Annotated in this window: 18 protein-coding genes; 4 read left to right on the plus strand and 14 right to left on the minus strand. The window is 66.8% G+C overall.

Features of this window, described 5'->3' with window-relative positions:
- Window positions 1–93 precede the first annotated feature (93 nt).
- Window positions 94–2,178, plus strand: a complete 2,085-nt coding sequence (locus FIV02_RS12730; protein WP_152488812.1) for a TonB-dependent receptor — start codon at window positions 94–96, stop codon at window positions 2,176–2,178.
- 89 nt (window positions 2,179–2,267) lie between these two features.
- Here FIV02_RS12730 and FIV02_RS12735 read toward each other — a convergent pair whose 3' ends face one another.
- The 10 genes from FIV02_RS12735 to peaA form a co-directional block, all read right to left on the minus strand.
- Window positions 2,268–3,395, minus strand: coding sequence for an acyl-CoA dehydrogenase family protein (locus FIV02_RS12735; RefSeq protein WP_037047784.1), 1,128 nt, complete (start codon window positions 3,393–3,395; stop codon window positions 2,268–2,270).
- A 10-nt stretch (window positions 3,396–3,405) separates the two neighbouring features.
- Window positions 3,406–4,590 carry an acetyl-CoA C-acyltransferase gene (locus tag FIV02_RS12740; protein ID WP_152488813.1) on the minus strand — a complete coding sequence of 395 codons (1,185 nt, stop codon included), beginning with the start codon at window positions 4,588–4,590 and terminating at the stop codon, window positions 3,406–3,408.
- A 10-nt stretch (window positions 4,591–4,600) separates the two neighbouring features.
- On the minus strand, window positions 4,601–5,368 hold the full coding sequence (locus FIV02_RS12745) for a 3-hydroxyacyl-CoA dehydrogenase (protein ID WP_152488814.1): 768 nt from the start codon (window positions 5,366–5,368) through the stop codon (window positions 4,601–4,603).
- 18 nt (window positions 5,369–5,386) lie between these two features.
- The gene (locus FIV02_RS12750) at window positions 5,387–7,006 is read right to left on the minus strand and encodes an AMP-binding protein (protein ID WP_152488815.1); all 1,620 of its coding nucleotides are present in this window, start codon (window positions 7,004–7,006) and stop codon (window positions 5,387–5,389) included.
- A 112-nt stretch (window positions 7,007–7,118) separates the two neighbouring features.
- Complete coding sequence (locus FIV02_RS12755; protein ID WP_152490118.1) at window positions 7,119–8,141, minus strand: AraC family transcriptional regulator; 1,023 nt, start codon at window positions 8,139–8,141, stop codon at window positions 7,119–7,121.
- A gap of 72 nt (window positions 8,142–8,213) precedes the next feature.
- A complete protein-coding gene (locus FIV02_RS12760; protein ID WP_152488816.1) occupies window positions 8,214–9,896 on the minus strand; it encodes an AMP-binding protein in 1,683 nt (560 codons plus the stop codon).
- A 135-nt stretch (window positions 9,897–10,031) separates the two neighbouring features.
- Window positions 10,032–11,156, minus strand: a complete 1,125-nt coding sequence (peaD, locus tag FIV02_RS12765) for a quinohemoprotein amine dehydrogenase subunit beta (RefSeq protein WP_152488817.1) — start codon at window positions 11,154–11,156, stop codon at window positions 10,032–10,034.
- Between the two features lie 29 nt (window positions 11,157–11,185).
- The gene (qhpC, locus tag FIV02_RS12770; RefSeq protein ID WP_037047810.1) at window positions 11,186–11,509 is read right to left on the minus strand and encodes a quinohemoprotein amine dehydrogenase subunit gamma; all 324 of its coding nucleotides are present in this window, start codon (window positions 11,507–11,509) and stop codon (window positions 11,186–11,188) included.
- Window position 11,510: 1 nt separating this feature from the next.
- Complete coding sequence (gene peaB / locus FIV02_RS12775; RefSeq protein ID WP_152488818.1) at window positions 11,511–12,941, minus strand: quinohemoprotein amine dehydrogenase maturation protein; 1,431 nt, start codon at window positions 12,939–12,941, stop codon at window positions 11,511–11,513.
- Between the two features lie 75 nt (window positions 12,942–13,016).
- Window positions 13,017–14,582: a quinohemoprotein amine dehydrogenase subunit alpha gene (gene peaA, locus FIV02_RS12780; protein WP_152488819.1), complete on the minus strand. Its 1,566-nt coding sequence runs from the start codon at window positions 14,580–14,582 to the stop codon at window positions 13,017–13,019.
- Window positions 14,583–14,983: 401 nt separating this feature from the next.
- Between peaA and FIV02_RS12785 the strand changes: the two genes are divergently transcribed.
- Window positions 14,984–16,477 carry an aldehyde dehydrogenase gene (locus tag FIV02_RS12785; RefSeq protein WP_152488820.1) on the plus strand — a complete coding sequence of 498 codons (1,494 nt, stop codon included), beginning with the start codon at window positions 14,984–14,986 and terminating at the stop codon, window positions 16,475–16,477.
- A 15-nt stretch (window positions 16,478–16,492) separates the two neighbouring features.
- On the opposite strand, the gene FIV02_RS12790 is transcribed toward FIV02_RS12785, so the two are convergent.
- From FIV02_RS12790 to FIV02_RS12805, 4 genes are read right to left on the minus strand one after another with little or no spacing between them, the layout of a single operon-like run.
- Window positions 16,493–17,794 (minus strand): NAD(P)/FAD-dependent oxidoreductase, encoded by a 1,302-nt coding sequence (locus tag FIV02_RS12790; protein ID WP_152488821.1) that lies wholly within the window; start codon window positions 17,792–17,794, stop codon window positions 16,493–16,495.
- Window positions 17,791–18,459 (minus strand): S8 family serine peptidase, encoded by a 669-nt coding sequence (locus tag FIV02_RS12795; RefSeq protein WP_152490119.1) that lies wholly within the window; start codon window positions 18,457–18,459, stop codon window positions 17,791–17,793. Before FIV02_RS12795 ends, FIV02_RS12790 begins: the two co-directional genes overlap by 4 nt.
- 2 nt (window positions 18,460–18,461) lie before the next feature.
- A complete protein-coding gene (locus FIV02_RS12800) occupies window positions 18,462–20,177 on the minus strand; it encodes an ABC transporter ATP-binding protein (protein ID WP_152488822.1) in 1,716 nt (571 codons plus the stop codon).
- A gap of 40 nt (window positions 20,178–20,217) precedes the next feature.
- Window positions 20,218–22,104 (minus strand): sigma-54-dependent Fis family transcriptional regulator, encoded by a 1,887-nt coding sequence (locus tag FIV02_RS12805; RefSeq protein ID WP_152488823.1) that lies wholly within the window; start codon window positions 22,102–22,104, stop codon window positions 20,218–20,220.
- Between the two features lie 176 nt (window positions 22,105–22,280).
- On the opposite strand from FIV02_RS12805, the gene FIV02_RS12810 reads away from it, so the two are divergent.
- Both FIV02_RS12810 and FIV02_RS12815 read left to right on the plus strand, forming a co-directional pair.
- The gene (locus FIV02_RS12810; protein WP_037047828.1) at window positions 22,281–22,661 is read left to right on the plus strand and encodes a MerR family DNA-binding transcriptional regulator; all 381 of its coding nucleotides are present in this window, start codon (window positions 22,281–22,283) and stop codon (window positions 22,659–22,661) included.
- A gap of 35 nt (window positions 22,662–22,696) precedes the next feature.
- Window positions 22,697–23,860: an isovaleryl-CoA dehydrogenase gene (locus tag FIV02_RS12815; RefSeq protein ID WP_037047830.1), complete on the plus strand. Its 1,164-nt coding sequence runs from the start codon at window positions 22,697–22,699 to the stop codon at window positions 23,858–23,860.
- The last annotated feature ends 112 nt before the right edge of the window (window positions 23,861–23,972 follow it).

Raw genomic sequence — 23,972 nt, forward strand, 5'->3', positions numbered from 1 at the left:
GAGCATTTCTGCCGCCGCCTGCGGCTTGTCACTGGTCGCCACTGATCGACCAAGCCAAGATCATCCACCTGCTTCCTGGGAGACCTTTCGCTCATGCACCGGCCAAGCCCTCGCCTGTGGCTGCCCACGCTGTTCCTGCCACTGGCCGCGCAGGCCGAAGACACCCGCTACCAGGCCGAGCCCCTGGTCGTCACCGGTAGCCGCTACCAGGCCAGCGGCTGGCGGCTGCCCTTCTCCGTCAACCGCATCGACGCCGAGCAGGCCACGCTGGGCAAGCCCGGCGTCAATCTCTCGGAGGCACTGGGCAGCGTGCCCGGCCTGGTGGTTCAGAACCGCCAGAACCATGCGCAGGACCTGCAGATTTCCTCGCGCGGCTTCGGCGCCCGCGCCGCGTTCGGCATCCGTGGCATCAAGCTGCTGGCCGACGGCGTGCCGCTGTCCAACCCCGATGGCCAGGGCCAGGCGGCCACCTTCGACCTCGACACTCTGGAGCGCATCGAGGTCCTGCGCGGGCCCTTCGCCAGTGTCTACGACAGCAACTCCGGCGGGGTGATCCAGCTGTTCTCGCGTGACGGCCAGGGTGCGCCCAGGGTCTCCGCCGACACCTCCCAGGCCGCCTACGGCACCCGCCGCACGCGCCTGGCTGCCGAAGGCGGTAACGCACAGGCCGGCTTCATCATCAACCGCTCGCACTTCGAGACCGACGGCTACCGCGACCACAGCGGCGCCATCCTCGACAAGACCTTCGCCAAGCTGACCCTCCACCCCGACGACCTCAGCACGCTCAGCCTGAGTGTCAGCGAGCTGGACCAGAACGACACCCAGGACCCGCAAGGCCTGACCTGGGCGCAGGTGCAGAGTGACCGCCGCACGGCAGCGCCCAGTGCCCTGCTGTTCGATACGCGCAAGAGCGTCGACCACCGCCAGCTGGCCCTCAACTATGAGCGCAGCTTCGCCGCCGGTACCTGGCAGAGCACGCTGTACAGCGGTACGCGCCGGGTGATTCAGTACCAGTCGATTCCGCCTGCGGTACAGGGCAACCCCACCCACTCCGGCGGCGTGATCGACTTCGAGCGGCGCTTTCACGGCATCGGCAACCGCTGGATTCAGCCCTTCGACCTGGGCGGCAGTCTGCTCACCCTCACCGCCGGGTTGGACTACGACCAATCCCGCGACGATCGCCAGGGCTACGAGAACTTCAGCGGCAGCACGCTCGGTGTCAAAGGCGCCTTGCGCCGCGACGAGCGCAACCGGGTGACCAGCCTGTCGCCCTACGTCCAGGCCGCCTGGCAGCTGGGCAAGCTGGATCTGCAGGCGGGCCTGCGCCACAACCAGGTCGAATTCGAGGTGGACGACCGCTTCCTCGGCAACGGCGACGACAGCGGCTCGGTCACCTACCGCGAGCTGACGCCGACCCTGGGCGCCAGCTACGCCCTGCTGCCGGCACTGAGTGTCTATGCCAGCTGGGGCCAGGGACTGGAGACGCCGACGCTCAACGAGCTGTCCTATTCCGGCGCCAACGGCGGTTTCGGCTTCGACCTGAAACCGGCCACCAGCGAGCAGATCGAAGTCGGCCTGAAGGCGCGCCTGGCCGCCGGCACCCTCCTGCAGCTGGCGCTGTTCCAGATCGATACCGACGACGAACTGGTGGTGGCGTCGGCCAGCGGTGGTCGCTCGCGCTTCCAGAACGCGGCGCAGACCCGCCGGCGCGGCATCGAGCTGGCGCTGGAGAGCCGTCTGAGCGAGAGCCTGCGCGCCCACCTCGCCTATACCCGGATCGACGCCACCTACAGCCAGGCGTTCAGCAGCAACGGCCGGATGATCGACGCGGGCAATCACCTGCCGGGCATTCCCGCGCACAGCCTGTATGGCGAGCTGAACTGGCAACCGGCGGCAGGCGTCAGCACGGCCATCGAGGCGATGTACCGCAGCGAGCTGTACGTCGAGGACAGCAACAGCGCCAGGAGCGCGCCAAGCTACGCGCTGTTCAACTGGCAGGCGCGCTTCGAGCAGAGGGTCGGCGCACTGACCTTCAACCAGGTCCTGCGCATCGACAACCTGCTGGACCGCGACTACATCGGTTCGGTGATCGTCGGTGACGGCAACGGTCGCTACTACGAGCCCGGCCCGGAGCGCGCCTGGTATGTCGGCGCGGGCGTGCAGTACCGGTTCGATTGAACGCTGCCTTCGTAGGAGCCGGCTTGCCGGCGATCATTACTTCAAAAGCATCGCCGGCAAGCCGGCTCCTACAATGAACAAACCATCAGTCAGAGGCTGCGCGCGATCACCATTCGCTGCACGTCGCTGGTGCCTTCGTAGATCTGGCAGACGCGCACGTCGCGGTAGATGCGTTCGACCGGGAAGTCCTTCAGGTAGCCATAGCCGCCCAGCGTCTGGATCGCCGCCGAACAGACCTTCTCGGCCATTTCCGAGGCGAACAGCTTGGCCATCGACGCCTCGGTCAGGCATGGCTGACCCGCCTCGCGCAGGCTGGCGGCGTGATGCACCATCTGCCGCGCCACGGCGATCTGCGTGGCCATGTCGGCGAGGCGGAAGGCCACCGCCTGGTGCTCGATGATCGGCTTGCCGAAGGTCACCCGCTCGTGAGCGTAGTCCCGCGCCGCCTCGAATGCGGCACGGGCCATGCCCACCGACTGCGCGGCGATACCGATGCGCCCGCCTTCCAGATTGGCCAGGGCGATACGGTAGCCCTCGCCCTCCTCGCCCAGGCGCAGGCTCGCCGGAATGCGCACTTCGTCGAGCTGAATCTGGCAGGTGTCGGAGGCATGCTGGCCAAGCTTGTCCTCCACCCGCACCACCGAGAACCCCGGGGTATCGGTCGGCACGATGAAGGCGCTGATGCCCCGCTTGCCCGCCTGGGCATCGGTGACGGCGAAGACGATGACCATGCCGGCCTGGTTGCCGGAGGTGATGAACTGCTTGGCGCCGCTGAGCAGGTAATGATCGCCGTCGCGCCGCGCGCGGGTGCGCAGGTCGCTGGCATCGGACCCGGCCTGAGGCTCGGTCAGGGCGAAGGCGCCGAGCATGCTGCCTTCGGCCAGCGGGCGGAGAAAGCGCTGTTTCTGCTCCTCGCTGCCGTACTTGAGAATCGGCATGCAGCCCACCGAGTTGTGCACGCTCATGATGGTCGAGCAGGCACCGTCACCGGCGGCCACCTCCTCCAGCGCCATGGCGTAGGCCAGGTGGCCGGTCTCGGCGCCACCCCATTGCTGCGGCACCAGCATGCCCATGAAGCCGAGCTGCCCCATCTCGGCGATGGCCTCCGCGGGGAAGCGATGCTCGCGGTCCCAGTCGGCGGCAAAGGGCTTCAGGCGCTCCTGGGAGAACTGGCGAGCCATGTCACGGATGAGGATTTCATCTTCGTTCGGAATCATCTCGTTCTCCTTACAGGCGCTCGACAGCCACCGCCGTGGCCTCGCCGCCACCGATGCACAGGGAAGCCACGCCGCGCTTGAGGTCGTATTGCCCCAGCGCATTGAGCAGCGTCACCAGCACGCGCGCGCCGGAAGCGCCGATGGGGTGACCCAGGGCGCAGGCGCCACCGTGGACGTTGAGCTTGTCGTGGGGGATGTCGAGGTCGCGCATCGCCACCATGGGCACCACGGCGAAGGCTTCGTTGACCTCGAACAGGTCCACCTCGCCCAGGCTCCAGCCCGTGCGCGCCAGCAGGCGCTGGATCGAGCCGACGGGTGCGGTGGTGAACAGGTTCGGCGCATGGGCGAAGGAGGCATGCCCGGCGATCCGCGCCAGCGGTTGCAGGCCCCGCTTCTCCGCCTCTTCCAGGCGCATCAGCAGCAGCGCCGCGGCGCCATCGGAGATGGAGCTGGCGTTGGCCGCCGTCACCGTGCCGCCCTCGCGGAACGCCGGCTTGAGGCCGGGAATCTTGTCCATGCGCGCCTTGGGCGGCTGCTCGTCCTCGCTGACGGTCATCCACTCGCGACCGCAGCGGGCCTGTACCGGGACGATCTCGGCGGCGAAACGGCCCTCGCGCATGGCCTTCTGCGCACGGGTCAGCGAGGCGATGGCGAAGGCATCCTGCTGCTCACGGGTGAAGCCGTAGGCCTGGGCGCAGTCTTCGGCGAAGGTGCCCATCAGACGCCCCTTGTCGTAGGCATCCTCCAGGCCATCGAGGAACATGTGGTCGAGCACCTTGCCGTGCCCCATGCGATAGCCGCCACGCGCGCGCTCCAGCAGGTAGGGCGCGTTGGACATGCTCTCCATGCCACCGGCCAGTACCACGTCGGCGCTGCCGGCCCGCAGCAAGTCATGGCCCAGCATCACGGCCTTCATCCCGGAGCCGCACATCTTGTTCACCGTCGAGCAGACTACCGACTGTGGCAGCCCGGCCCCCAGTGCGGCCTGACGCGCCGGCGCCTGGCCCTGGCCGGCCTGCAGCACGCAGCCCATGATCACCTCGTCGACGGCGTCGCCGGCGATACCGGCCCGCTCCAGAGCCGCGATGTTGGCAGCGGCGCCGAGCTGGGCCGCACTCATCTCCCTGAAGTCCCCCAGGAAGCCACCCATGGCGGTACGGGCGGCACTGACGATGACGATGGAATCCTTGTTCATGACGGTCTCCTCACTTCGCGGCCATGCGTATGGCGCCGTCGAGGCGGATCACCTCGCCGTTGAGCATGGCGTTCTCGACGATATGGCGCACCAGTGCCGCGTACTCTGCCGGCCGGCCAAGGCGCGGCGGGAACGGTACGGCGGCGCCGAGGGCATCGCGGACCTCCTGGGGCATGCCGGCCATCATCGGGGTTTCGAAGATGCCGGGCGCGACGCACATTACGCGGATGCCGTGGCGAGCCAGTTCGCGGGCAATCGGCAGGGTCATGCCGACCACGCCGCCCTTCGAGGCCGCATACGCAGCCTGGCCGATCTGCCCATCGAAGGCCGCGACCGAGGCCGTGTTGATGATCACGCCACGCTCGCCATCGGCATTGGCCTGGCCCTGGGCCATGCACTCGGCGGCCAGGCGCAGCATGTTGAAGCTGCCGACCAGGTTGACGTTGACCGTGCGGGCGAAGCTCTCCAGACCATGCACGCCATTGCGGCCGATGACCTTCTCCGCAGGCGCGACCCCGGCGCAGTTGACCAGACCCTGCAGGCCACCGAAGGCTTCCGCAGCGGCGTTCACCGCAGCGCGGGCATCCTCCTCGCGGGTGATGTCCGCTTTCACGAAGCGGGCGTTGCTGCCCAGTTCCTCGGCACGCGCGGCGCCGGCCTCGGCGTTGATGTCCACCAGCACCACCTTGCCGCCCTGCTCCAGCAGTTCGCGGGCGGTGGCCAGGCCCAGACCGGAGCTGCCGCCGGTCACCAGGAAAACGGAATTCTCGATACGCACGTTCTTTACTCCTTCGAATCAGTGAGCGGCGGCCTCCTGGGCCTTGGCGATCTCCTGGTTGCGCAACAGGAAGCGCTGGATCTTGCCGCTCGGGGTCTTGGGTAGCTCCGCGACGAACTCGATCTCGCGCGGATAGGCATGGGCGGACAGGCGCTGGCGCACGTACTGCTGCAACCCCTCGGCCAGTGCGGCGTCGGCGGCATGGCCGGCATGCAGCACGACGAAGGCCTTGACCAGCTCGGTGCGCTCAGGGTCGGGCTTGCCGACCACGGCGGCCTCTATCACCGCCGGGTGTTCGATCAGCGCGCTCTCCACATCGAAGGGGCCGACGCGGTAGCCGGAGGTGGTGATCACGTCATCGGCGCGGCCGACGAAACTGATGCTGCCATCCGCATTGAGTTCGACGGTGTCACCACTCAGATAGTAGTCGCCGACGAAGGCGCGGGTTTCCAGGCCCTGATAACCGGGGAACCAGAACAGCGGCGAACGCGGCATGTCCAGGGCGAGGATGCCGGGCTGGCCGACCGCCAGTTCGCGCTGCTGCTCGTCCAGCACCACGACACGGTGGCCGGGCATGGCGAACCCGGCGGCGCCCAGGCGCACCGGGTGCTGCAGCGCGTGGTGGTTGCACAGCACCATGCCCAGCTCGGTCTGCCCGTAGTGGTCGTGGATGACGCAGCCGAGCCCCTCGGCGAACCAGCGGATCACCTCCGGGGTCAGCGGCTCGCCAGCGCTGCTGACGGCGCGTAGCTGCCCCTTGATCGCAGCTTCCACCTCACCCTTGCCCGCCAGCAGCAGGCGGTAGGCGGTGGGCGAGCCGGCCAGGTTGCTGATGCCGTAGTCGCGGATGATCCGGCAGGTACTTTCGACGCTGAAACCGCCTTCGTAGAAGAGCGTGGCATGGCCCATCGCCAACGGCCCGGTCACCGCGTAGTAAAGGCCGTAGGCCCAGCCTGGGTCGGCCAGGTTCCAGAAGCGGTCCTCGGCGCGCAGGTCGACCGCCTCGCGCATGTAGCTGACGAAGGCGACGATGGCCTTCAGCGGCACCGCCAGCGGTTTCGCCAGGCCGGTGGTGCCGGAGGTGAACATCAGCAGGAAGGGATCGGACGCCTTGCGCATGACCGCTTCGAAGTGTTCCGGCTGGCGCTCCAGCTCGGCCTGGAAATCGTCACCCACCGTCAGCACCGGCGGCGCGTCCGGCACCTCGTCGAACTTGGCGCGATTGGCCAGGTCGGTGACGACCAGCTTGCTGCCGGCGCTGCGCACACGGTGTTCGATGGCCTTGGGCCCGAAGGCGGTGAACAGCGGCTGGTAAACCGCGCCCGCGCGCCAGGTCCCGAGGATGGTGATCAGCAGTTCCGGCGTGCGCGGCAGCATGCCCGAGACACAATCGCCGGGGCCCACGCCACGGGCCTGGAGCAGGTTGGCAAAACGCGACGCGGCCTCCTTGAGGGCGGCGAAGGTCCACTCGGCGCGCTCGCCGTTGCGCCCCTCCCAAAGCAGCGCGACGCGCCCTGGCTGGGCATGGCGGTCGCAGCATTCGACACAGGCATTCAGGGCGTCGAGGTCGCCTGCCAGGGTGCTGGAAGCGGCACTGGCGTAATCGAACTCGCGGGCAGCGGTGAAGTAGTCGCGCATCGGGTAGCCTCCGGTGTTCTTGTTGTTGGAGTGCCACGATGGTCGCGCCAGGGGCCGCAAGGCGGCAATGTCGAAACAGGTCGATCGAAGCGAGCGTTTTTGACAGCGCCGCTCAGTCCACGCCCTCCAGGGCGCGGTACTGTCCCGGGGTGGTGCCGGTCCACTTCTTGAAGGCCTTGTAGAAGGCGCTGGTGTCGGCGAACCCCAGCTCGTAGGCCAGCTCGGCGAAGTGGCTGGCGCCCTCGTCCAGGCGCGCGATGGCCAGGTCGCGACGCACCTGGTCCTTGAGCCCCTGGTAGGACTGGCCTTCCTGAGCCAGCTTGCGGCGCAGGGTCGAAGGCGCCATGTAGAAGTGCCCGGACAGGGCGTCGAGATCGGGCCAGCGCCCGGCGTTGAGGCTGCGCAGGTAGGCCTTGATGCGTGCGCCGAGGCTCTGCGGGTCGCGATAGCGCACCAGGATGTTGCCCGGCGCACCGGCGAGAAAGCGGCGCAGCTCGCGCTCGCTGCGACGCAGCGGCAAGTCCAGGCAGTCGGCGTTGAACAGCAGGCGATTGCTGGCGCGCCCGAAGCGCAGGTTGTCGCTGAACATCACCCGGTAATCACCGCAGTAATCCGGCATGGCGCAGCGCAGCTCGACGCTGAGAATGGCGATGCGCCGCCCCACCAGCCAGCAGGCCAGGCCGTGCAGCATCAGCCACAGGGTGAAGCTGGAGAATGCCCGCCCCGGCACTTCGCCAGAGTCGTCGAGGACGATCTGCGCCAGGCTGCCCTGACGCTCCAGGCGCGGCCGCAGGCCATCGAAGATCAGGCCGAGAAAGCCCAGCATGCTCTCCAGCGCACTGCCCAGGTCGGCCTCGCGCAGCGCCGTGCGGGCCATGAAGGCAAAGCTGCCAGACTTCATGCGCCGTGCATTCATGCCGAAGAACTCGTCGTCCATGGCCAGGGCGATGGCCCGCCACAGCTGGGCGTAGGCCGACGCCGAGACCCGCGCATAGGGTCGCAGCAGCTGCCCCGGTGTGATGCCGGCTTGCGCCAGCAACGGCGCCTCCGACAGGCCGCGGCGGCGCCACTCGAGCAGTGCCTCGGCCACCAGCTGGACGGAGATGGTGCCTTTCTCGGTGACGATGGCCGTCATGTCTTTCCCTGCAACGCCTGACGAGCCGCCACTGTCGCAGGGCAACACCGCGCTGGCAATCGCCACCGTCACTCAGCCGCTCTGTACCTGGACCAGGCGCTCGATGCTGATCTCGCGCATGCGGAATTTCTGGATCTTGCCGGTGACCGTCATCGGGAAGCCGTCCACGAAGTGGAAGTGACGCGGGACCTTGAAGTGCGCGATGCGCTCCCGGGCCCAGGCACGCAGCTGTTCCTCGCCGAGTTCATGGCCGGGGTGCAGCATGACCCAGGCGACGATCTCCTCGCCGTAGCGCTCGCAGGGGATGCCGATCACCTGCACGTCGGCCACCGCCGGGTGGGTGAAGAAGAACTCCTCGAGCTCGCGCGGATAGATGTTCTCGCCGCCGCGGATGATCATGTCCTTGCTGCGCCCGACGATGCAGACGTAGCCATTGTCGTCCATCGACGCCAGGTCACCGGTGTGCATCCAGCGCCCGGGGTCGATGGCATCGGCCGTGGCCTGCGGGTTGTTCCAGTAACCGAGCATCACGCTGTAGCCGCGCGTGCACAGCTCGCCGATGGTACCGCGCGGCACTATCCTGCCGTCGCTGTCGACGATCTTGCTCTCCAGCTGGGGCTGGGTGCGGCCGACGGTGGTCACGCGCAGCTCCAGCTCGTCCTCGGGGCCCGTCTGCAGCGATACCGGGCTGGTCTCGGTCATGCCGTAGGCGATCTGCACCTCGCTCATGTGCATTTCCCTGATGACCCGGCGCATCACCTCGATCGGACAGGTCGCGCCGGCCATGATGCCGGTGCGCAGGCTGGACAGGTCGAATTCGCCGCGCCGCGGATGGTCCAGCTCGGCGATGAACATAGTCGGCACGCCATACAGGGCAGTGGCCTTTTCCTCGGCCACGGTCTGCAGGGTAGTCAGCGGATCGAAGGCATCGCTCGGGTAGATCATGGTCGAGCCATGGGTCACGCAGCCCAGGTTGCCCATCACCATGCCGAAGCAGTGGTACAGCGGCACCGGGATCACCAGGCGGTCGTGCTCGGTGAGGCCGAGGCTCTCGCCCACCATGTAACCGTTGTTGAGGATGTTGTAGTGACTCAGCGTGGCACCCTTGGGGAAGCCGGTGGTGCCGGAGGTGTACTGGATGTTGATCGGGTCATCGAACTGCAGGCTGGCCTGGCGCTCGGCCAGCGCCTCGACAGGGACCGAAGCGGCGCTTGCCTGCAGGCTGGCCCAGGACAGGAACGCGGCGGGCGGATTGGCCGCCAGGCTGACCACGCCACGCAATTCCGGCAGGCGCTCGCACTGCAGCCGGCCCGGCTCGGCGTCCGCCAGCTCCGGCACCAGGCCGAGCAACATCGCATGGTAGTCGGAGGTCTTGAAGGCATCGGCGCAGATCACCCAGCGACAGCCGGACTGCTTCAGCGCGTACTCCAGCTCGCTGCTGCGATAGGCGGGATTGATGTTGACCAGGATGGCGCCGATCTTGGCGCTGGCGAACTGGGTGATGCACCACTCGGCGCAGTTCGGTGCCCAGATCCCCAGGCGGTCGCCGCTCTCGATGCCGAGGGCGAGCAAGGCGCGGGCATGGCGTTCGACCACCTCGGCCAGCTCTCGCCAGCTGTAACGCAGGCCCTGATGGCGCACGACCAGCGCCTCACGCTCGGGGAACCGGGCGACCGTGGCGTCGAACGCCGCGCCGATGGTCATGGCGAGCAAGTCCTTGTCCTGCCGCCCGCGGGTGTAACTCGGGTGATTCATGGCTTTCCCTTCTTGTCTTTGTAATGGGATCGTCGCTGAACAGGCGGCCAACCGTTGGGGCACGGGCCGCGGAACCTGTCGATTATCACAGCGGAAGGTCGCATGGGTATGCGACCTTCGCCACTGCGAGCAACCTTATCGAGTAAATACCTGAGTGGTGGTGATCGCCATATCACCACCTGGCAGCTTGATGTTCTTGATCTTCTCCAGCGTATCCGGGTCGAACACCGCGATGTCGTTGAAGGTGCCGGCCAGGTACAGCTTGCTACCCTCGGTGTTGAAGGCGATGCAGTAGTAGGTGTGCTCCAGGTTGGCAGCCTTGATCAGCTTCTGTTCCTTGATGTCGTACTTGGCCAGGCGGTTGAGTACGCCGAACATCTGGTTGGCATCCTTGGGCGAGCGCAGGCCGGTGAAGTACAGCTCGGTCAGCGAGGCGAAATCCTCCACGACCGCCTTGCCGGTCTTCAGGTCAATGCTCAGGTAGCCGTAGCGGTAGTCGGCGCTCGCCAGGTCCTGCGTGTCATCCTGGAAGCGGGCTGCCGTGTAGAGCATCGAGAAATCGTGCATCGCGGTCTGGTGCGGCCAGAAGTACAGCACGTCCGGTGCACTGTAGAGTGGCCGCTGCCAGTTGCGCAGGGGCACCGCCACCTCGTACTGGCCGGTGTGCACGTCCATCTTGTAGATGTCCGGCCCGGCGACGAACAGCGAACCGTCATCGGCGGCGCGCATCAGGTACACCTGGCGCGGCATCGGGAAGCTGCGCAGCGGCTGGGCATCGAGCCCGGCGGCGGTATCGAACACCTCCAGACGCGGCGGCTTGACCACATAGTGATCGCTCATCATCTGCGTCGGGTTGACCGTGGTGTACAGCTCCTTGCCATCCGGGCTGAGGGCGAAGGAGAACATCGAGCGCACCTTTTCCCCCGGGCTGCGCGACAGCCGGGCGTGGAACACCGTGCGACAATCGTCCAGATTGATGCCGTAGAGGTCACCGTAGTGGTTGTTGAGCAAGTACGCCGTCCTGTTGTCCGGCGCCATCATCGCGGTACCGGGGCCGAACGCATCGGGGAGCTGGCACGTCTTGTACAGGCTGTCGCTGGCCAGATCGACCACATGCAGGTTGTTCGGATAGTTGGTGGCGATCAGGTATTCCTGACCGACCTTCAGCGCCGGGCCGGCCTGCGCCGCAGCATTGGCATGACTGCCCAGGGCGAGCCCGGCGACGACGGTCGCCAGGCTGGCGATGGTTTGGAGTTTCATACGCTGTCCCCTCTTGTTCTGCGCGCCGGTCATTTGTCTTTCGGGAATACGGTGTTGAGGTTGCGCCAGTCCTGCGACGAATCCTGGGCAGTGGCGTTCCAGTCCTGATAGGTGCTCATCATGTCGGGCACCTGGGCCGGCCACCAGCAAGGGTCGGAGCATCCGTAGAGGTCGGCCTCCATCGGCTGACAGAGGGAGCTCACACCGCCGAAGGCGTCTACCTCCCAGCCCGGATCGGTGGTGGCGGTGCAGCCGGCGACGGCGCTCATGGCCACCACCTCTTCGATACGATCTTCGGCTGCAGCTTGTTCGAGCAGTTGTGCTTTGTTGTTGAGCGGCTTCAGATGTTTCATGTCAGTACGCCTTCCGCGGAGAGATGTAACTGCTGATGAAGGCCGGGTTGACGGCCATGATGCGGCTGTAGACCTCGATGCCGAAGTCCACCCAGTCGCGCATCAGCTCGCAGTAGTGATAGGTCGGGTGAGTCGGGTCGCCGTAGCGGGCGTAGCTCTCGTGATAACAGCCCCCGGAGCACAGGTTGCGAATGCGGCAGCTGTCGCAGCCGGTGCCCGAGCGATCCAGGCGCTGGGACAGGAAGTCGTTGAGCTCGACCTGCTTCACGCCGCTGTGCACATTGCCGAAGGTCGGCATGCTGGAACCGGTGAAACGGTGGCAGAGGTTCAGCTCGCCCTTGTGGTCCACCGCCAGCATCTTCAGGCCGGCGCCGCAGGGCAGCGCCTTCTTGTGCCCTTCATGGATGTCGGTGATCAGCTGGTGCAGGTTGGAGAAGCCGATGTTGCGGTGTTCCAGCGCCGCGTCCAGGTAGCGCCGGCCGAGGGCCTTCATGTTGGCGAAGACCTCGACCAGTTCCTCAGCGGTCAGGTTGTAGTCGGCCATGTCTCCTGAGGTGACCGGCGCGAAGCCGACTTCGGCGAAACCCAGTTCGTTGAACAGGTGGTTCCAGATGGTCTCGACATCGGTGATGCCGCGCGTCAGGGTCACCCGCGCCCCAACCGGACGGCTGCGATAGCGCGACAGCAGCAGGTCGACCTTGCGCCGCACCACGTCGTAGGTGCCCTGCCCGCCCACGGTGATGCGGTTGCGATCGTGCACCGTCTTCGGCCCGTCGATGCTGATCGACAACCCGAAGCGATGGGCATTGAGGTAGTCGATGATCTCTTCGGTGAGCAATGTGGCATTGGTGGTCATGATGAACTCCACCTGCTTGCCCGCCTCGGCGAAGCGCCGCTCGCAGTAGTCCACCATGTGCTCGATCAGTGCCCGGTTGGAGAGCGGCTCGCCGCCGAAGAACACCACGCTGTAGCGCTGCTCGTCCGGCGACTCCTTGAGCAGCATCTCCACCGAGGCCTCGGCGGTCTGCGCCTGCATCTTCTTGCCGGCCGAGGGCTTGTCCAGGTCTTCCTTGTAGCAGTAGGTGCAGCTCAGGTTGCAGCCGGTGTTGACGTTCAGCACTACGGTGTTCAGCGCCGTGCGTTCGACCCTGGCGATGCCGATTTCCGGCGTCAGTGGCGAGCCGTCGCTGACCACTTCCAGCGCGATCAGCTCGCGCAGCGTTTCATCGATGGCCTGCCCGGCGAAACGGTCGGCCAGACGCCGCACCAGGTCTTCGGACGAGCAGCTCTGCTGACGCAGCGCGTCGATGATGCCGCCCGTCACGTCATCGGCGGCGAACAGCGAACTGCTCGGAATGTGGAACAGCATGCGGTCGGCATCCACTCGCACTTCGTGCAGGTTGCGCTCGACCAGATTCAAGATTGCGCCCATGGCGACCTCCCGGAAGTTTTCCCAATCGTCGTTGCGAATCCGGGCAGGGCGTGGCCCCGCCCGAGCCATTGCCCCTCAGGGCAGCGGCGGGTTGTTCCAACGCTGTACGGTGACGATCAGCTGGCCTTCACCCTTCTGGCCACCCTCCTCCAGCTCGGCGATCACCTTCAGGTTGCCGGCGTTGTTGGTCATCATCTTGCGCTGCGGGTTGGGACCAGCAGCGCCAGGGACGAACACGCCGTCCTTCTGCATCTGCCCGGCGAACTTCACGTCCTCGTCTTCCCTGGCGCGCTCATCGAAGGGCTGTACCGACCACTTGGCCGGCAGGTAGCCGATCCGGTAGGGCTGACCTTCGTCATCCCTGCCCCAGGCCTCGGCCTCGAAGCGGCCCTGCACCTTGGGCGTCGAACCACCGTTCTCGCCCACACGGGCGATGGAGAACGCGGGTACCACTTTCACTTCGGCGATGTCCTTGTACACCGCCAGGTCGACGCCCCCGAGATCGCCCAGTACGACGCTGCGACGGCCCGGCGCAGCCGTGGCTGCGGCCTTGACCCGCAACCGCACCTGCGTCGGGGTGGCCTCGAGTACCTTCACCACCTCGAGGCCCGCACCGAGCTGCGCGCGGCCCTGCAAGCCGCTGCCCACCAGGGTCAGCTCGACTTCGCTACCGGCCCTGACATAAGCCGGCTGCACGGCCAGCAACCTGGCCTGGCCTTGCTGGGCGGCACTGAAGTCCAGACCACGCTCGTCATGCTCGGCATCGAACATGCGCCCTTTCATCTCGCCGTTCAGGGCCGCGAAGACCTGGCGCATGCGGGTGTCACCGATCTTCACGTTGCCGCGCCATTCGTAGCCGTTGTAGAGAATGGCCGAACCGCCACCGACGAAGGGCGTGCCATCGGCGTACTGGCCGTTGACCTCGACCTTGAAGGTGTCACCCGTGTCGGCGCTCACCGTCATTACGCCCCGCACATCACCCTTGGCCAGCATGTGCCCACTGAACGCCCATTGGCCCAGCAACACCTTGGCCTCGGGTCTGGCCTTCTGCCATTCGGACCAGGCCTGGCTGTCCAGCGGGTAGCGCTTGGCCAGCTCCGGCACCATCTCCGCGAGGGCGAGATCGAGCCAGTCGCGGTCACGGGCCTGCGCCTGGTACTCGAGCGACGGCCACTGCCCCAGATGGAAGTGGACCAGATGCTCCCACTCCTTGGCCGGCCGGCGCTGCAGGGCGACACGGGCCCCGGAGTGGCAACGGCCACAGGTCTGGCTCAACTGCTCGTCGAACGTCTCGACCGTGTTCAGGCGACGCTCCATGGCGTAGCGCACCCCCTCGGTTTCATCCGGGGCCAGGCCCTGCTTGTCGGCCAGGTACTTGACCAGGGTGCGGCGCTCGTCATCGGCGATGTTCAGGCCATGCATCAGCTGCATGCGCGCGATGCTCATCAGCCAGCCCTCGGGGGTCTTGCGCTGGTGGCTGATACGACTGATGGCGTCGCCGCCTTCGGGAATATGGCAGCCCACGCATTTGGACTCGAGGAGGGCTTGCCCCTCCTGCGCTGCCTGGGCCTGGGCGAGCATCAGCGAGGTCATGGCCAGAGCCAGGATGCCCGCATGCTGCCGGAGTCGAGTCGTCTTCAAGGTCAGACCTCCACGGTGTTGTTCTTATGATCCGCACCCCGAGCAGGTGCGCCTGGCCAGAGCAAATACACATTGCGTGCCACACAGGGACAAATGCATTCGCAGCAAGGACTTAGCGGTAAAACGAGGGTTTTCTGGCCGACGGGATCGAGCCTGCGGCGTCTAAATTCGCGACAGGCTGTTCCAGCTTGAGACGAACGCACCCAGGCTTCTCCGATGCGGGACGCCGAGGCCGTCCCAGGCCCGTCTCAGGCCGTCTCAATCTGCAACAGCGGGCTGCTGCGACAGAGCACGAATCTCCGAACCTTTTCTTTCCATATCAATCTCTTACCTCGCAGATCGAGCATTGGCACGAGGGTTGCGAAAGGTCATCGCGACTCCAATAAGCAGAGGTACCCCCAATGTTTGCCGACCTGCCCGTCCTGCCCCAGACCCATGCCTTCCTCAACCGCAAGCTGCAGATGCTGATCGGCGCCGAATGGTGCGACGCCATCAGCGGGGCCACCCTGGACTTTCGCAACCCGGCCAGCGGCGAGGTCATCGGTCAGGTGCCCTCGGCCAGTACCGACGACGTCGACCGCGCCGTCCGCGCCGCCCGCCGGGCTTTCGATGACTCGGCCTGGAGCCGCATGCGCCCGCGCGATCGACAGAACCTGCTGTGGCGCCTGGCCGAGCTGATGGAGCGCGATGCGCAGCAGCTGGCCGAGCTGGAGTGCCTGAACAACGGCAAGAGCGCCGCCGTGGCTCAGGTCATGGACGTGCAACTGGCCATCGACTTCCTCCGTTACATGGCCGGCTGGGCCACCAAGATCGAAGGCAGCACGGTCGAGCCCTCGCTGCCGCTGATGCCGGGCGAGGACTTCCATGGTTTCATCCGCCGCGAAGCCGTCGGCGTGGTGGGCGCTATCGTCGCCTGGAACTTCCCCCTGCTGCTGGCCTGCTGGAAGCTCGGCCCGGCACTGGCCACCGGCTGCACCCTGGTGCTCAAGCCTGCCGATGAAACGCCGCTGACCGCTCTCAAGCTGGCCGAGCTGGTGCTTGAGGCCGGCTACCCGGCCGGGGTGTTCAACGTGGTCACCGGCACCGGCCTCAATGCCGGCGTCGCCCTCACCCGCCATCCGGGTGTGGACAAGCTGACTTTCACCGGTTCGACCGAAGTGGGCAAGCAGATCGGCAAGGCCGCCATGGACAACATGACCCGTGTGACCCTGGAACTGGGCGGCAAGTCACCGACCATCGTCATGCCCGACGCCAACCTCGCCGAGGCCGCGGCCGGCGCTGCCAGCGCGATATTCTTCAACCAGGGCCAGGTGTGCTGCGCCGGCTCGCGCCTGTACGTGCACCGCAAGCACTTCGACAATGTGGTTGCCGACATCGCCGGCATCGCCAACGGCATGAAACTGGGCAACGGCCTCGACCCCAGCGTGCAGATGGGCCCGCTGATCTCCGCCAGGCAGCAGGAGCGCGTCACCGGCTACATCGACCTCGGCCGCGAACTGGGTGCCACCATCGCCTGTGGTGGCGAGGGCTTCGGCCCAGGCTACTTCGTCAAGCCGACGGTGATCGTCGACGTCGACCAGCAGCATCGCCTGGTGCAGGAGGAGATCTTCGGCCCGGTGCTGGTCGCCATGCCGTTCGAGGACATCGACGAGGTCGTGCGCCTGGCCAACGACAACCCCTACGGCCTCGGCGCCAGCATCTGGTCCAACGACCTGGCCTCGGTGCACCGGATGATTCCGCGCATCAAGTCCGGCTCGGTCTGGGTCAACTGCCACAGCGCGCTCGATCCGGCCCTGCCGTTCGGCGGCTACAAGCTCTCCGGCGTCGGCCGGGAAATGGGCGCAGCCGCCATCGACCACTACACCGAGCTGAAATCGGTGCTGATCAAGCTGTGACATGGTCCGGCCCGATCAGGGCCGGTAGCCCTGCTGCAGCAGCCAGCCCTGGACAGTCCGCCGCGATGCGGGTGCCAGAGCGGCCAGCGCAGCCTCCAGGCGCCCCGCCTGCAGGCTGCGCACGATGGGCGCCAGTGCCACGCCGTCGATGTGCCAGATCCCCAGCGGCTGATCGGCCGTCAGCACCACCTCGGCCTCATCGATCAGGCCATCGTTGAGCACCGGCATGCTCGCCACCTGCAGCCGGGCGATATCGGCGTCGACATGCAGTGGCTGTGCGTCCGGCCAGCCACGCCGCGCGCGCCAGAACGCAGCATCGGCCCAGCGTGGCTCCGCCGTATAGAAGTCACGCCCGGTCCGGGCGAAACGCATGAACAGATGCTCGATGCGCTGCTGGTGAAAGCGGCAGGCCAGTTGCGTGCGTTCGGGGTGCTGCAGCAGGGTGTTGATCACCGCCGGGGCCTGCAACGCCGAGGACAGCGACTGGAACACGCCGTTGCCCGATAACGGATCGACCGCCATCGCCGCATCGCCAACGCGAATCCAGCCCGGCCCCACCACCTGCCGGGGCAGAATCGCCGTGCTGCTGCGCGCATGCACCGGCGCAGCGGCGTTGGCCGAATCGCCGAACAAGGCCCGAACCAGCGCCGATGCCTGGCGCCGCGCCGCACAATAGGCTGGCAGTTCGTCGCGCGGGGGCAGTTCGGCGGCAGCGGCGTCCAGGGTGATCTGCCAGTAGCAACGGCCATCGGCCAGCGCCGCCATCCAGGACCAGCCATCTGCCAGGCTCTCGACGGCCGAACCTGCACGGCCCGGCTCAGCCTGCCAGCTGCTGAGCAGACTGAGGGTCTCCGGCCCACGCAGGCGCCCTTCGCCCAGCGGTGCCTGACGTCCCCGGGCTTCCACCAGGAAGTCCGCCAGCAGCGACCGGCCATCCTCCAGCACGATCCGTTGCTGCTTGCCCTGTTGCCCGAGCTGGCGTATCCGCCCCTGCAGCAGCTCGACACCGGCGTCCGCCAGGTCGCGGCGCAGGGCCGCGTCGAACAGCGGGCGATCCAGCAGGCGCTCGTCGTTGAGCAACTGGTCCACACCGCTCCAGCGTACCCGACGCGGCGTCGGCGGCGCCGCACTGGCCAGCGCCTGGTGCAGGCCGACCTGACGCAACCCCTCCAGCACCCGTGCGGACACCCCTTCCACCGCAGCGAAACGACGCCACTCGCTGATCACCCAGACCCGGTAGCCCAGGCGCTGCAAGCCCAGCGCCACCGCGCAACCGGCGGGCCCTGCGCCGAGCACCGCGATCCGTGGCGCGTTCACCGGCGCCGCTCCGGGCCGACATGCGCCGCCTCATGGCGCAGCCAGTCGTGCACCGCCTGCCGATCGGCGCGGCGATGCTGCGCCAGGTAGCCGGCGATCTGCCCGCTGAGCGCCGCGCAAGCCAGGCTGGCCCCGGCCAGTCCCGAAGAACCGCGGACCTGGGCGCCGAAATCGGCCTGGGCGCTGTTCAGCCAGGACCACTGTCCGGCCTGACAACGAGCGTCGCCACTGATACGGATGACCCCGGGATAGCTGGCCGGGTAGACCGGCTCGCCCTGAGCCGGGCTGGCGGCGCAGAGGATCACGCCGGCGGCCTGCAGTTCGGCACAGGTCTCGCGCAGCACCGGGCGGTCACTGCGCAGGCCCAGGCTCAGGTTGATCAGGCGCACGTCCTGCTCCAGCAGCCAGTACAGGGCCGCCGCGATCTGCAGCGGACTGGTCTGCCAGTGCCCGGCGAACACCTGAGCGCTATAGATGCAAGCCCGCTCTGCCGGTGAGGACAGCGCATCGAGCACCGCAGTGCCATGCCCCAGGGCATCGGGCAGGGGCTCGCCCTGCTCCAGCACCTCGTGCTGCAGCCAGAAGCGCCGGGCATGGCTGACGCGGGTGGCCTGATGCGGGGCGAATCCACTGTCGACGAAGCCGATGCGCAGCGTGCTGTCCATGCTCATGCCGGTTCCAGGCGCTGCAGCCGGCCCTGCTGCAGACACAGGCTGAGGTCGGCCTCGCGCAGTGTCGATGGCCGGTGGCTGATCAGGATGCGCGTGCGCCCGGCGAAGAGCTGATCGATGGCGGCGATCACCTCGCGCTCGGTGGCCTCGTCCACCGCCGAGGTGGCCTCGTCGAGCACCAGGATGCGCGGCTCCTGCAGCAGCGCACGGGCAATGGCGATGCGCTGCCGCTGGCCGCCGGAGAGCTGCTGGCCACGCTCGCCCAGCGGACTGTCCAGGCCCTGTGGCAGGCTGGCGATCAGCTCGTCCAGGCGCGCCAGCCGGGCGACCCGTTGCAGCGCTTCGCGGCTGGCGCTCGGTGCGCTGTAGGAAAGGTTTTCTGCCAGGGTGCCGCGAAACAGCACGATATCCTGGCTGACCACCGCGATACTGCGGCGCAGGGCGAACAGGTCCAACTCGCGCAGGTCGATACCATCGAGCAGCACCCGGCCCTGGTCAGGATCATAGAAACGCTGCAGCAGATCGATCAGGGTCGACTTGCCCACCCCGGACGCGCCGCTGATCGCCACCTTGAGCCCCGCCGGGATCACCAGGTCGACGCCCCTCAACACTGCACCGCTGCGCTGCTCATGGCTGAAGTGCACGTCCTCCAGGCGCAGTTCCCCGCCCACCTCGGCAAGGGGTGACGGCGCCGCGGGCTGGCGCACGCTGACCGGCTCCTGCTGCAGTTCCATGACCCGGCCGAGGCTGACGGTCATGCGCTGCAAGGCCACATACAGGCCCAGCAGGCTCTGCACCGGCCCGACGGCCATCCCCAGGTAGGTGGAGAACGCAATCAGCGCTCCCACCTGCCAGGTGCCCTGGATGACCCAGTAGCCACCGATCAGAAAGGCGCAGGCGCGTGACAACGAGGTCAGGGTGCCGGGCAACGCGTGGGTGAAGAACTCCGTCACCTGCACCTTGAGCAACTGGCGCATGTAGCCCTGGCCCAGCCCCTCCAGGCGCGCGGACTCACGCTGCTCGGCAGCGCTGGCCTGGATGAACTTCATCGCCGGCAGGGTCTCGACCAGGAACGACGAGACATCCGCCGAGCGCTCGCGCAGGCTGCGCACCTCGCGCTCGACCTTGCGCCGCATCCAGCGCAACCAGAGAACCTCGAGGGGGATCAGCAGCGCCAGCAGCAACGACAGCTGCCAGGACAGGACCAGCATCAACGCCACCGCGCCGAGCAGGCCGATGACGCTGGAGACGGCGGAGAACAGCGAGTCCACGGCAAAACGCTGGATTTCCGCCACGTCGCCATCGAGCCGCGAAAGGATGTCGCCCAGCCGCTTGCGCCCGTAGAAGGCCGGCGACAGCTGCTGCAGGTGGCGATACAGGTCATCGCGCAGAGCGAACAGGATGCGCCCGGACAAACCTGTATGCAGGTAACGATTGATACCGGACAACAGGGTACCGAGGATGCCGACCGCTACCATGGCCAGCGCCACCTGCAGCAGGCGCGGGAAATCCCTGGCCAGCAAGCCGTCGTCGATCAGGCTCTTGGTCAGCCACGGCTGCGCCAGCACCAGCAGCGAGGCGCACAGCGACAGCCCGAGCAAGGCCGCGATGGCACGCCGGTGCGGCCTGACGAAGCCGAACAGCCAGGCCAGCGATCGGCGCAACAGTTCGGGGTCATGGGTATCGACCAGCCGGGTCAGCAATCTGGACATGGCCGCCCCGCTACAGCACCCGCAGCAAGGGGGTGAGCCATCATTTGCCCATCTGCTTGAGCTTGCGATACAGGGTCGCCCGGCTGATGCCCAGGGCATCGGCCGCGGCGGAGACATTGCCCTGGTGGCGCTCCAGGCTGGTGCGGATCAGCTCCATCTCGTTCTCGCGGATGCTGCCACTCTGCCGGCAACTGCCGGTCAGTTCATCAAGCAGGCTGTCCGTGAGGTGATCCAGGCCGATGACCGTTTCGCCCTCCTCGCGCATCGCCAGCGCCGCGCGCAGGACCATTTCCAGCTGGCGGATGTTGCCCGGCCAGTCGTAGCTGCCGAGCAGCTCGGCCAGCGGCCTGTCCAGGGTCACATGAGCGGCTCCATGCCTGTGCAGCACGCTCGCCACCATCTGTTCCAGGTCGCTTCGCTCGCGCAGGGCCGGCAGGCGCAGGCTGACACCGTTGATACGGTAGTAGAGGTCTTCGCGGAAGTGTTTTTCCAGCACCAGGCGTTTGAGGTCATGGTGGGTCGCGCAGATCAGCGCCACGTCGATGTCCTGTTCTTCGGCTGCGCCCAGCGGCGCGACCTTGCGTTCCTGCAGGACGCGCAGCAGACGCGCCTGCAAGGCCAGCGGCATGTCACCGATCTCATCGAGAAACAGCGTGCCGCCCTGGGCCTGCATCAGGCGCCCGACCATGCCGCCACGGCGCGAGCCGGTGAAGGCGCCCTCGCGGTAACCGAACAGTTCGGATTCGATCAGCCCCTCGGGGATCGCGGCGCAGTTCACCGCGACGAAGGGTTTGTCCGCCCGCCGCCCCGACTGGTGCAGGGCACGGGCCACCACCTCCTTGCCGGTACCGGTCTCGCCCAGCAACAGCACGGGCAAGTCGCTGGCCAGGCCCTGGCGCGCCATGCGCAAGGCTCGTGCGTAACGGGTGTCCTGCCCGGCCAGGTCTTCCAGCGCTCGGGCAACGGCACCCGGGCGGGTACGCGGCGGTACTCCCGTACCCGGGCTGGCAGGTCGGGGAACCTGCAACGTGCGAAAGAAGAACTCGCCCTTGGCGGTCTGCACGCTGCTGATGCCACCCTGGAGCAGGCGCGCGATGAACTGCGGCGAGCGCTCGCCGATCAGCTCGCTGGCGCGACGCCCGGTGAGCGTCTCACGCGACAGCTGGAGCAACTCGCACGCCCGCTCGTTGGCAGCGAGGACCTCGCCATCCAGGCTCAGTGCCAACAGTCCATGCCAGGCGCTGCCGAGGTATTGCGGGCGGCTGTGGAAGGCCAGTACCAGATGGTCCGGATAGCACAGGCCGAACAGCCGGCTTTCGATGTTGCCAGCCGCCAGCATCAGCATGGTCAGGCTGTCCTGGGGTTGCGCCATGATGCCTTCGCGGGTCACGTCAAGAACGCCGACGATCCGTCCCTGGGGGTCACGCAACGGCACCGAGGTGCAGGAGAAAGGGCTCAGGCGATCGAGGTAATGCTCGCCGCAGTTGATCAGCGTCGGCCGGCCCTCGACGACGGCCGTGCCGATGGCGTTGGTGCCACACAGGGTTTCGCTCCAGCAACTGCCGGGACGCAGGTCACGCAGCCCCGGTTGCTTGAGGTAGTCGTCAGGGCCTTCGATGGCCAGGACATTGGCCTGGGCATCACCCAGTATCACCAGGCCACCGCGCCCCTGCTGCGTCACCAGGTACTCCATCTCCGGAGTCGCGGCATCGATGAGCATGCGATTGTCGTCGAGCAGCAAGCGCAGGTCGTGGAAGAAATCGCTGCGCTCGCCCTCCAGGCAATCGAGCCCATGGCCCAGGCTGCGCCGCCACGACGCGTCGATCTCTTCGCGCAGTACGCCTGGCGGAAGCTGGCCGTCGGCGACCAGGCGCAGGCGAGCCTGTCGTGAATCCTTGAGTGGGTCTGTCTGGAAGCTCTGCGCCATATCTCGCTCCAACTCGGCAGCCTCGTGCACCGGTAAAGGTCTACACCCAGGACTCGAGCCCGTAAAGGGTGCCTGCCCTGGCAAGCACAAGTGATGCCACTCTCGGGCCCCTCGGGGGTGTTGACAGGAAGATTCGCACAAGCTTACGTTAACGTAAAGGTAAACGAGACAACCCCATGCCCACGACTTTTTCGATCTCCGATCTGGCCCGCGAGCTGGACGTCACCACCCGCGCCATCCGCTTTTATGAAGAGCAAGGCATGCTCAGTCCCGAGCGGCGTGGCCAGGAGCGCATCTACTCGCCCAAGGACCTGGTCGCCCTGAAGCTGATCCTGCGGGGCAAGCGCATCGGTTTCTCGCTGGCCGAGTGCAAGGAACTGATCGATCTCTACGACCCCAGCGGCGGCAACCGCAAGCAGCTGGAAACCTTCATGAACAAGATCGCCGCCCGCCGCGCCCAGCTCGAGCAGCAGCTGCTCGACATCCAGCAGATGCAGCTCGAACTGGATACCGCGGAGGAACGCTGTCTGGCGGCACTCGCCGAGACGAACAGCTGATCCCCTTTCAACAAGTACAAGACACAGGTGGAACCATGAGCTACCCAACCCTGAATTTCGGCCTCGGCGAGACCATCGACATGCTGCGCGATGCCGTGCACCACTTCGCCCAGGTGGAGCTGGCCCCGCGCGCCGCACAGATCGACCGCGACAACGAGTTCCCCATGGACATGTGGCGCAAGTTCGGCGACATGGGCCTGCTCGGCATGACCGTCGACGAGCAGTACGGCGGCACCAACATGGGTTACCTGGCCCACGTCGTGGCGATGGAAGAGATCAGCCGTGCATCGGCCTCCGTCGGCCTGTCCTACGGCGCGCACTCCAACCTGTGCGTCAACCAGATCCACAAGAACGGCAGCCACGAGCAGAAGCTCAAGTACTTGCCCGGCCTGTGCTCCGGCGAACATGTCGGCGCCCTGGCCATGAGCGAGCCCAATGCCGGCTCCGACGTGGTGTCGATGAAGCTGCGCGCCGAGAAGCGCGGCGACCGCTACGTGCTCAACGGCAACAAGATGTGGATCACCAACGGTCCGGATGCCCACACTTACGTGATCTACGCCAAGACCGACGTCAACGCCGGCTCGCGCGGCATGACCGCGTTCATCGTCGAGCGCGACTTCAAGGGCTTCTCCCGTCACCAGAAACTGGACAAGCTGGGCATGCGCGGTTCCAACACCTGCGAGCTGCTGTTCGAGGACTGCGAAGTGCCGGAGGAGAACGTGCTCGGCGCCGAGGGCGGTGGCGTGCGCGTGCTGATGAGCGGCCTGGACTACGAACGTACCGTGCTCTCCGGCGGGCCGACCGGGATCATGAGCGCCTGCATGGACGTGGTGCTGCCCTACGTGCACGAGCGCCAGCAGTTCAAGCAGTCGATCGGCGAATTCCAGCTGGTGCAGGGCAAGCTGGCCGACATGTACGCCGGCATGAACGCCTCCAAGTCGTACCTGTACAACGTCGCCCGCGCCTGTGACCGTGGCGAGGAATCACGCAAGGACGCCGCCGCGGTGATCCTCTACACCGCCGAGATGGCCACCAGGATGGCGCTGGACACCATCCAGCTGCTCGGCGGCAACGGCTACACCAACGAGTACCCGGCCGGCCGCCTGCTGCGTGACGCCAAGCTCTACGAGATCGGCGCCGGCACCAGCGAAATCCGCCGCATGCTGATCGGCCGCGAGCTGTTCAACGAAACAAAATAACCCTCAAACAGCGCGGACAGTCCCCTCTCCCACTTGTGGGAGAGGGTTAGGGAGAGGGCCGGAGGTGCTAGCACCACCCTCTCCCCCAGCCCCTCTCCCGTGAACGGGAGAG

The organism is Pseudomonas sp. THAF187a (assembly GCF_009363395.1).
Lineage (GTDB): Bacteria > Pseudomonadota > Gammaproteobacteria > Pseudomonadales > Pseudomonadaceae > Aquipseudomonas > Aquipseudomonas khazarica.